This is a genomic window from Holdemanella sp. (genome assembly GCF_056804935.1).
Genome location: NZ_DBMEXE010000044.1, coordinates 1 through 9,869, shown reverse-complemented (window position 1 = coordinate 9,869; position 9,869 = coordinate 1). Strand labels below are relative to the sequence as shown.

Genomic DNA, 9,869 nt, shown 5'->3' with positions numbered 1-9,869 from the left:
ATATAGCCTAAATCGGCTGATAACTTATCACTCAACAATTTTTTATAAATATCTGAAGATAATCCTTTCCCACCATCAAATATCATCGTTGTAAACAATCCAATATCAGAAATATACAATTTAAAAGTTTCTGGATCTCTTGTTTGTGCTAAAGCAATACTAGGTTGTGCAACATTGTAACATGGCAAAACTATTTTGGAATCAATTAAATCAAATAAACGTTCCTCATCTTTAATTTGTCTTCGGCTTTTAGTTGCTTCTGCTATTTTAAATCTATTTCTCTTCAATGCTAATTGACTAGGTATTGATGCATAAATATCAGATAATCTACCAGAAGGATCTATTTTTTTTAAATCATCTTCATATAAAGAAATAATATCTAATTTTTCTTTATCTACTGCATCAAGATTATTCGTTTGTAGGTAAGTAGAAACGACTTGAGGCATCCCCCCAACAGCCATATAAATACGAAAATCGCGCATTAACTTACGGTTTGTCATATCACCTATAGCAACATTCTTTTCAACTAAAGTTCTTATACTATCCGTACTTTTTCCCAATGCCCAATTAAATTCCTCATAATCCATCGGAAACACATTAATTTTATGTTCTTCAGAAGGAATTAATATATCTTGTACATTTTTCTTAATTGATATCAGTGACCCCGTCTCAATATAATGATACCTTGCATCTTTTACTAGATGTTTAATAGCTTGTCTAGCCTTTGGAAAAAATTGTACTTCGTCAAAAATAATGGCAGATTTAGATACTATCAAATTAATACCTGTCACTGTTTGTAATCGCAAGAAGAATATATCCAAATCCGAAATATCATTGAATACTTCTAACAATTCTGTAGATATATTAGAAAAATCTATAAATATAAAACTTTCATATTCATTTTTTGCAAATTCCAAAGCAATTGTGCTCTTACCTACACGCCTAGCTCCCTCTAATAAACAAGCTGACCGATCTGCATATTTTTCTTTCCATTCCAACAATTCATTATATACTTTCCGCTTAAACATATATCCTCCAGTCATGAAACAACATTATTTCAATATCACATTAACAGAAAAACGTCATTATTTCAATATTTTATTCCGCCTAAAATGTCATTATTTCAATATTTTATTTACTACAAAACGACATTATTTCAATATTTTAGAAATAAATATAATAATATCTGATGTCTCATCCTTTAAAGGATTTTGAAGTTGCAGAATAAATGATAAAGAACGATTAATATACAAAATTGATGAAGGAGCTATATATAGGTACCATTATACAGCCCACTAAAGAAATGAATTTTCACTTCTCTTTTCTTGACCACTTAGTCTTATATTTTAACCACATACTTTTCATGACTATACTTTTAATATTCCTTGTGGAATAATAAAGCCATGAAAGTAAGAATTGAGATTGATGATTCATTAAACGAAGATGAAATCGTCATACATACAAAAGAATATACGGAGGAATTGCAACAATTGATTTCTAATTTTAAATCAAAGCCGAGTATACAATTCTTTAAACAAGATACAGAGTATTACCTAGATTTAGATGCAATTCTATTCTTTGAAAGTGACAACGGAACGGTATATGCGCATACAGCCAATGATATGTTTTCTACAACACAGAAATTGTATGAATTAGAAAATATATTGCCAAACTCCTTTTTGAGAATTTCTAAATCTACAATAGTGAATATTCAAAAAATTTATTCTCTGTCGCATTCTGTATCGAGTCATCTCATTACTTTTCAAAATAGTCATAAACAAGTGTATGTATCAAGAATGTACTACAAAGTATTAAAAGAAAGAAGGAATCATTTATGAAAAGAAATTGGTTTTGGGGCATTATTTGTATTCTAGGTGCCATATTAATTTTTGGAAACTTATTTGGAATTATTCAATTTAACCTTAGTCTATGGAAAATTATTGGAACTCTTATCTGTCTATCCGTTATTATCGACGGAATCAAAGAAAGAAGCTTCTACAGTCCCTTATTTGGGATTGCGATTATTTTCTATTTATTCAAAGAAGATTTAGGTTTTGAAGATATTTCTTTATGGCTTCTATTATTAGCTACTTGGCTATTAGCTTGGGGACTTACAAGCATTATTCATCCCAAAAAAAGACACATTGAAATAGAAGATATTGAATATTCTACAAATTCCATCATCAATATTACTTCTAGTTTTGGTGAAAAAGTTCAATATATTCAAACCAATGATTTACAATATGTGACCATTGATTCAAAGTTTTCAGGATTGAAACTCTATTTTGATCAGGCTACCATTCAAAATCAAGCTACGATTGAAATTGATGGAAACTTTACAGGCATTGAACTCTATGTACCTAAAGAATGGAATGTACAAAGTCATGTTCGTGCCTTCTTTGGTGGAGTTGATGAAAAAGGACAGCCATCATCTAGTGGCTATCCTACATTAAATATCACAGGGCGTGTTCATTTTGGTGGAGTTGAAATCCATTATATCTAAGAAAGACAATTAACGTCTTTCTTTTTTATATTCCGCATCATTTTTTGCGAGAAGATACAAACAATATTGATTCATACTAATGCCTTCCTCTTTAGCGTGTATAGATAAGGATCTATGAAGACTTTTGGGTATTCTTAATTTAAATTGTCCTGAATACGATTGTAGATCACTAGGAAGCGGAATCTCTTTCCCATCTTCTAACATACCTAAAATCCATGTTTCTTTTGCGTCTTTGGCTAGTTCTAACAAGTCATCTAATGAATCTGAACATGTCATACATCCAGGAAGATCCGGATAAGATAAGACATATCCTCCTTCATCTTTATCTTCAACAATTTCCATACGATACGACAGATTCATGTAGTATTTGAGTTCTTGATTCATATTCCTTCATCTCCTCTTCTATCACTTTTTTTATCATTTTTACATACACCTTTTTTATAGGTTTATGTCTTGGAATCACAATACGATTACATCCAGATTTGACAAATGAATAATGACTTGATCCGCCTTTAGGTTGTTTGATCTCATATCCATATTCTTTCATCACTTTAACTATCTCTTCGAAACGAATATCATGACCCAATTTAAGAAGACATCTTTTCACCTCCATTATATTTGGTGTCAATCATATTTTTAATGATCTCTACCTTAATTAAATCAGATGTATGTGAAAAAGACATTAAAAGTCAAAAAAAGAAGTCATTTAGACTTCTAATTTAACTCATTTTCTTTTGAACCGCACGCATTGCACTGATCCACAATGGAATCAATACAAGTGTAGCTGCAACCCATGCTGCTTGATCGGCCCATGTGATCGCATTATATTTGAAAATAGGCACAAAACATAATGCCACAATGCAGCGTGCAATCATTTCTACAAAGCCTGCAAGCATAGCTCGAGCAGAATAGCCAAGGCCTTGAACGGACATTCTTGTTGTGATCAAAATTCCTAGTACAGGATAGAAATAGCCCATTCTTCTTAAATATAACGCACTCGCATTTAGCACTTGTGATTCATTTGCGCTCACAAACATCATACTAAGAATTCTTCCAAAGAAAACCATTACGACACAGGCGAATGCACCATACAAAATACTCACCATTACGCCTTTATGATATCCATCATGGATTCGTTCTAACTTGCAAGCTCCATAGTTTTGGGAAAGGAATGTAGAAACAGCTGCACCTAATGCATCAAATGGACACATCATCAACGATTTAATGCGCATACCTGCCGTAAAACCAGATACATAAATGGTTCCCAAAGCATTGTTAGCCGACTGCATGACCATAGAACCTATGGCTGTAATTGAAAATTGTAATCCCATAGGAACTCCCATTGCCAATAATTTTATCGAATGATTCTTATCCACATAGCGACTTGATTTAGGTATATGTAAAACATTGACTTTAAAAGCAATTAACAATAAACATAAAATACCACTTACGGCTTGGGCAAAAATGGTGGCGATGGCAGCCCCTGCACATCCCCATTTCAAAACAAGAATACAAAAAAAATCAAGGCCAATATTTAAAACAGCGGAAAAAGCCAAAAAGAGAAATGGTGTTTTTGAATCTCCAATAGCTCTTAATATAGCCGATAAATAATTATAGAGTAATGTGAATGGTATCCCTGCAAATATGACAACCAAATAGGCATAGGCATCGTTAAAGATTTCATCATTGACTTGTAAAATGTGAAGAATGTCTGCACAAAACACAACGACTAAGATGGATACCACAAAAGCTGTAATGGCTGTCCATACAGCTCCTGCATAAATATAAGTGTGCATTTCATCGAGTCTTTTTGCGCCGAAACTTTGCGAAACCATAATCGCAAAGCCTTGGCATATTCCCATACAAAATCCTAGAATCAAAAACTGCACACTACTACTAGCACCTACGGCTGCCAATGCTTTAGAACCTAGTGTTTGTCCAACAATGGCCGCATCAACAACGTTATAAAATTGTTGAAATAAATTTCCTAATAATAATGGAATGCTAAAATTCAAAATGAGTTTTAAAGTATTCCCCTCAATCATACTCTTTTGCATATTCCCTTTTTTAAACCTCACCAAAAAAGAAGTCATTTTATTGACTTCTTACCAAGCTAATACTTCAATTCCTTTTTCTGTAACTAGAATTGTGTTTTCCCATTGTGCCGATAACTTTCCATCTTTTGTATAAGATGTCCAACCATTATCTTTATCAATATATAAATCACGCGTTCCTTGATTGATCATAGGCTCAATGGTGAAGACCATACCTGGTGCAATAACCATACCTGTATTACGAATTCCTACGTGATGTACATATGGATCTTCATGGAAAGCATTACCAACACCGTGTCCACAGAAATCAACAACAACACTGTAACCATTTTTGTGTGCATGTTCTTGAATAGCAGCACCAATATCTCCAATGTATCCCCAAGGACGTACGGCTTCTTTACCAATTTCTAAGCATTCTTTAGTCACTTCAACTAAGCGTTTTGCCTCTTCACTTACATGACCAATACAAAACATTCTAGATGCATCCGCAAAGTGTTTATGTACAATTGTAGTGCAGTCTACATTTATAATATCACCATCTTTTAATACGACTTTTTCGCTTGGAATACCATGACAAATTTCATTATTAATAGATGTGCAAACACTCTTAGGGAATCCTTCATAACCTAGACATGCAGGAATTCCACCATGACTTGTTGTATAATCATATACTAATTTATCAATATCTTCTGTCGTCATACCTGCACAGATTTTTTCTCCAACTAAATCAAGAACTGCATTATTGATTTTAGCCGCTTTCTTGATCCATTTAATATCTTCTTCCGACTTGATTAAATTATGACTAGGAACAATTTTTCCTTGAAGTTTTAATACATTAATTGTATTGTCCCATTCTTCATGACAATGTTTATATTTTTTACCAGAACCACACCAACATGGACTATTCTTACCAATCATCTTGATCCTTCTTTCTATATATTCGTTAAACACAACTTATTATACACGAAAACAAGAAAAAAAGCTTCCGATTGATTCAGAAGCTTCTAAATGCATTATTCACCAAAATAACGTTTTAATAATCCAGCAAATGCCTTACCATGACGAGCTTCATCACGAGCCATTTCGTGTACTGTATCATGAATTGCATCTAAGTTTGCCTTTTTAGCACGAGTAGCTAAATCAACTTTACCTGCAGTAGCACCATTTTCAGCTTCTACACGCATTTCAAGATTTCTCTTAGTTGAATCTGTAACAACTTCGCCTAATAATTCAGCAAATTTTGCGGCATGTTCTGCTTCTTCCCAAGCTGCCTTTTCATAATACAATCCAACTTCTGGATATCCTTCTCTGTGAGCTACTCTAGCCATTGCCAAGTACATACCTACTTCTGAGCATTCACCTTCGAAGTTAGCACGTAAATCGTTTTTAATGTCTTCAGCAACATCTTTTGCGACGCCTACTACGTGTTCAGCAGCCCAAGTCATTTCGTCTTCTACTGGAACAAATTTTTCTTTTGGTTGTTTACAAGTTGGACATTTCCAATCTGCAGGAAGATCAGCGAATTTTACGCCTTCTTTTTCCTCGTCATAAATGTGTCCACAAATTAAGCATCTATATTTCATAAATAATCCTCCTCTTGAAATATACTATTTCCTTTTATGACTATACTATCGCATATTCATACCAATATTTCAAAAGTAATGCTCAACAATTTTTAAAATTATAATTCAATCGTCAACATACGATCTTTTCCTGACATATCTTTATGTACAGTAATCGTTGCAGATTCAAAATATTCACGAGCTAGATTCGATAAAGATTCACCTTGATCCCATCCCATTTCAAAGGCAAGAAAAGCTTTTTCATTCAATACAAGATGTGCTTTTTCAAATACATCACGATAGAATTTTAATCCGTCTTCTCCACCAAATAGAGCTACGTGCGGTTCATAGTCCACAACACTTTGTTCCATCTTTTCTTCACTTGGAATATATGGTGGATTGCAAACTAGAATATCGCAATGTAAATCGCGATCTACAAATGGATCTAACATACTTCCACAAATAAAGTTTACATGAGCATTAAGCTTTTCATTATTCTTTTGTGCAACCACTAAAGCTTCTTTTGAAATGTCCGATGCGATCACATCCATTCTAGGTTCTTCTAGATTTAAAGTGATACCAATTGCACCTGATCCTGTTGCCACATCAAATACATTGACATGATCTTTATCGGCAAAATAATCATCAAACTTAGATAATACAAGTCCTACAAGTTCTTCTGTTTCAGGTCTAGGAATTAAAACATCTTCATTCACAATAAAGTCATAGCCATAGAAACATTCATACCCTAATACATAGCCTAATGGTTCTCCATTTTCCATTAAATGAATTCCTTCTAAATAATCCGTTTGAATTTGTTCATCCGCCTCTTCATCCATAGAAATATATAAATTGATATCTTTTTGACGACACAATTCCACCATGAAAAGTTGCGCTGCCTGTTCGCCTTGACCAGCCTTATAAAGACGTTCTTTACCTTCATTGATCAATGAATGATATGTACTCATTATTCTTTTTCTCCAGCAATTTTAGCCTGTTGATCTGCAAGCTGTAATGCAGCCATTAAATCATCTAGACGACCATCCATAATACGATCTAACTGATTGACTGTATATCCAATACGGTGATCTGTTACACGGTTTTGAGGATAGTTGTATGTACGAATTTTTTCTGCACGATCTCCAGTACCAATCTTTGTACGACGTTCTTTTTCGTTCTTTTGATCCAATTCACGCTGTCTTTCTTCATATACACGAGCACGAATTGTCATTAAGGCAGTTGCACGGTTTTCATGCTGACTACGACCATCCTGACACTTAACTACAATACCTGTTGGTTTGTGGACGATACGAACCGCTGAATCGGTTTTATTGATATGCTGTCCTCCAGCTCCACTTGAACGCATTGTTTCAATTTCCAAGTCGTTCATATCAATATCAAAATCTTCAGCTTCTACTTCTGGCATACACAATACTGTTGCGGTAGAAGTATGGATACGGCCTTGTGATTCTGTCTTTGGCACACGTTGTACACGGTGAGAACCAGATTCAAATTTTAAAGTTCCATAAGCCCCTTCTCCATTGACTTTAAATGAAACTAATGAGAATCCTCCAGCTTCACTATCTTCCATTTCAATGACTTCTGTTCTCCAACCTTTTGCCTCTGCATATTTTGAATACATTCTAAATAAGTCTCCGGCAAAGATATTTCCTTCGTCTCCACCAGCTGCTCCACGAATTTCTAAGATCGCATTATGAGAATCGTTAGGATCTTTTGGTACTAGAAGCAATTCTAAACGGTCTAAATAATTTTGGATTTTTGGTTCTAATTCTTCCAATTCCATTTGTGCCATTTCACGAATTTCTTTATCTTCCTCTTTTGAAAGAACTTTAGCCTCTTCTAATTCCTCAACTGCCTTTTTATATTCTTCGTATGTTTCTACAATAGGTGTCAACTCATTTTGTTCACGCCCCAATTTTGCCATTGTCTTACGATCTGATACAACATCACTTTGCATCATCAAATCATTGATTTCACGATAACGCTCAACCATTTTTTCTAAACGCTCATCCATTTTTGCCATAAATATACATCCTTTCTCTATAATTTATATATCTTGAGTGTTTTACCACTTAAAAAACGCTTTATTTTAGCGATATACCCCATCTATTTTAATATAAAGAACCAGTATTGTCGATGGAAATTGTCCTATTACGCAATTTTTGAAGATAAGAGTATAATATGAAGTATGAAACAGAAAAGAAAAGTTAAAAAAATACCAATTGTGTTTATTCTTACCTTACTCATTTTCGTATTTATAGTTATTCCCTTCACCATTTTAAAAATCACTGAAGACGGACAATACTACGTAGAAGATTTAAATACAAGTGAAGTACAAGCTTCCTATAAGCATTACATCTTCGCATCTTTTAAGATGGATACAATCGATTCTAAGTATGCGTGTATAAAAGATGAAAACGGAAAAATATTACGACTTCAATCTGGCATTGTTAATTTAAAGACGAAAGACATAACTGAAAATACAGAATACACAGCAGATACAGATGAAACTGGATATGTGAATGGAAGTTATGGTGCAGATGCTCAATATTTAGGAACCAGCTTTAACGGAAAGAAGGTTCACTTTAAAATAAGCGGCGTGCAAGCATGGACAGACATCAACAATGTTGAATTGTACTTATATGACGATTCTTATACTTTATCCACATATTATGTTTATAACGGTTCCCTCATTCATACGATTTCTACAGATCTTGTTCAAGGAAATGCGAATTCTATTGCGATTGGTCCTGCTCCACAATTTTTAAAAGAAGATACTGCCTATTATTCATATGATGGTCACTATTTTTATACGAGCTATAAAAACTTAATTGATGATAACAAGGTCAATAAAAATCCATACTATAACTATTATCAATATGTTCCTCACAGAACCACGTCGTATTTGAATAATGTGATTTATAATACGTATGTCAACGATGAATCCGCACTCTATAATCAAGCCGATGTATTTTTTAATATACAAGCTAAATACGCAATCAACGCATCTATGATGTATGCACTTGCCCTAAATGAGAGTGGTCTAGGACTTAGTCAGTATGCGCTTGAATATCATAATTTATTCGGTCATGCAGCCATTGATGAAAATCCAGATAACGCAAATCAATACAAATCAATAGCGGATTGTGTAAAACAACATGCCTACAATTTCTTGCAGCAAGGCTATCTAAATCCTGAAGATTCAAGATATCACGGTTCGTGGTTTGGGGATAAGGCAAGTGGCATCAACGTGAACTATGCTTCTGATCCGTACTGGGGAGAAAAAGCGGCTAGTTTCTATTATCAATTGGATGAAGTTGGTATTGACCAAAAAAAGAATCCAATCAAAACAATACAACTATCTAAGGACTTAAAGGTATATGCACCAAATAAAAAAGATGTTCTTTATACTTATAAAAAAGGAAGTATTGTATCGATTCATATATTAAAGGAAGAAAACAGATACTATAAAATATCGAGTGAAGCACCTGTTAAAGATAATCATTTGAATGTAAATGCTAAATATAAGAACAGCTATGCATATATCAAGAAATCGGATTTCAAATAAAAGGAACCATTCTAGTGTTGGCGTCTAGAATGGTTTCTTTTGTTTATTATTATTTTTAAAAGAGAGATATGAATATTGGTTTATTTCTATATTCATTGCCTTATCTTTAAGGCACTTATAGAATAACATTCCATGTTGTCATAATTTTAGTATAACTTTGG

Annotated in this window: 11 protein-coding genes; 3 read left to right on the top strand and 8 right to left on the bottom strand. The window is 33.6% G+C overall.

Annotation, left to right across the window (positions count from 1 at the left end; genetic code table 11):
• A partial coding sequence (locus tag ACZQCL_RS03500; RefSeq protein WP_482481853.1) for an ATP-binding protein occupies window positions 1–1,028 on the bottom strand: 1,028 nt, incomplete at its 3' end.
• Window positions 1,029–1,403: 375 nt separating this feature from the next.
• Between ACZQCL_RS03500 and ACZQCL_RS03495 the strand changes: the two genes are divergently transcribed.
• Both ACZQCL_RS03495 and ACZQCL_RS03490 read left to right on the top strand, forming a co-directional pair.
• Window positions 1,404–1,838: a LytTR family DNA-binding domain-containing protein gene (locus ACZQCL_RS03495; RefSeq protein WP_256268626.1), complete on the top strand. Its 435-nt coding sequence runs from the start codon at window positions 1,404–1,406 to the stop codon at window positions 1,836–1,838.
• Entirely contained in the window at window positions 1,835–2,503 is a 669-nt protein-coding gene (locus ACZQCL_RS03490; protein WP_482481852.1) for a LiaF transmembrane domain-containing protein, read from the top strand. The genes ACZQCL_RS03495 and ACZQCL_RS03490 overlap by 4 nt, the downstream gene beginning before the upstream one ends.
• Window positions 2,504–2,512: 9 nt before the next feature.
• Here ACZQCL_RS03490 and ACZQCL_RS03485 read toward each other — a convergent pair whose 3' ends face one another.
• The 7 genes from ACZQCL_RS03485 to prfA form a co-directional block, all read right to left on the bottom strand.
• Entirely contained in the window at window positions 2,513–2,887 is a 375-nt protein-coding gene (locus ACZQCL_RS03485) for a type II toxin-antitoxin system HicB family antitoxin (RefSeq protein ID WP_337532387.1), read from the bottom strand.
• A complete protein-coding gene (locus tag ACZQCL_RS03480; protein ID WP_256268630.1) occupies window positions 2,832–3,050 on the bottom strand; it encodes a hypothetical protein in 219 nt (72 codons plus the stop codon). Before ACZQCL_RS03480 ends, ACZQCL_RS03485 begins: the two co-directional genes overlap by 56 nt.
• 172 nt (window positions 3,051–3,222) lie before the next feature.
• On the bottom strand, window positions 3,223–4,560 hold the full coding sequence (locus ACZQCL_RS03475; protein WP_482481851.1) for an MATE family efflux transporter: 1,338 nt from the start codon (window positions 4,558–4,560) through the stop codon (window positions 3,223–3,225).
• A gap of 48 nt (window positions 4,561–4,608) precedes the next feature.
• A complete protein-coding gene (locus ACZQCL_RS03470) occupies window positions 4,609–5,475 on the bottom strand; it encodes a methionyl aminopeptidase (protein WP_117926505.1) in 867 nt (288 codons plus the stop codon).
• Window positions 5,476–5,570: 95 nt separating this feature from the next.
• Window positions 5,571–6,140: a ferritin family protein gene (locus tag ACZQCL_RS03465; RefSeq protein ID WP_117572828.1), complete on the bottom strand. Its 570-nt coding sequence runs from the start codon at window positions 6,138–6,140 to the stop codon at window positions 5,571–5,573.
• Window positions 6,141–6,238: 98 nt separating this feature from the next.
• Complete coding sequence (gene prmC, locus ACZQCL_RS03460; RefSeq protein WP_333882200.1) at window positions 6,239–7,087, bottom strand: peptide chain release factor N(5)-glutamine methyltransferase; 849 nt, start codon at window positions 7,085–7,087, stop codon at window positions 6,239–6,241.
• Entirely contained in the window at window positions 7,087–8,163 is a 1,077-nt protein-coding gene (gene prfA / locus ACZQCL_RS03455) for a peptide chain release factor 1 (protein ID WP_003866204.1), read from the bottom strand. Before prfA ends, prmC begins: the two co-directional genes overlap by 1 nt.
• Window positions 8,164–8,328: 165 nt before the next feature.
• On the opposite strand from prfA, the gene ACZQCL_RS03450 reads away from it, so the two are divergent.
• Complete coding sequence (locus ACZQCL_RS03450; protein WP_337619457.1) at window positions 8,329–9,708, top strand: glucosaminidase domain-containing protein; 1,380 nt, start codon at window positions 8,329–8,331, stop codon at window positions 9,706–9,708.
• Window positions 9,709–9,869 lie beyond the last annotated feature (161 nt).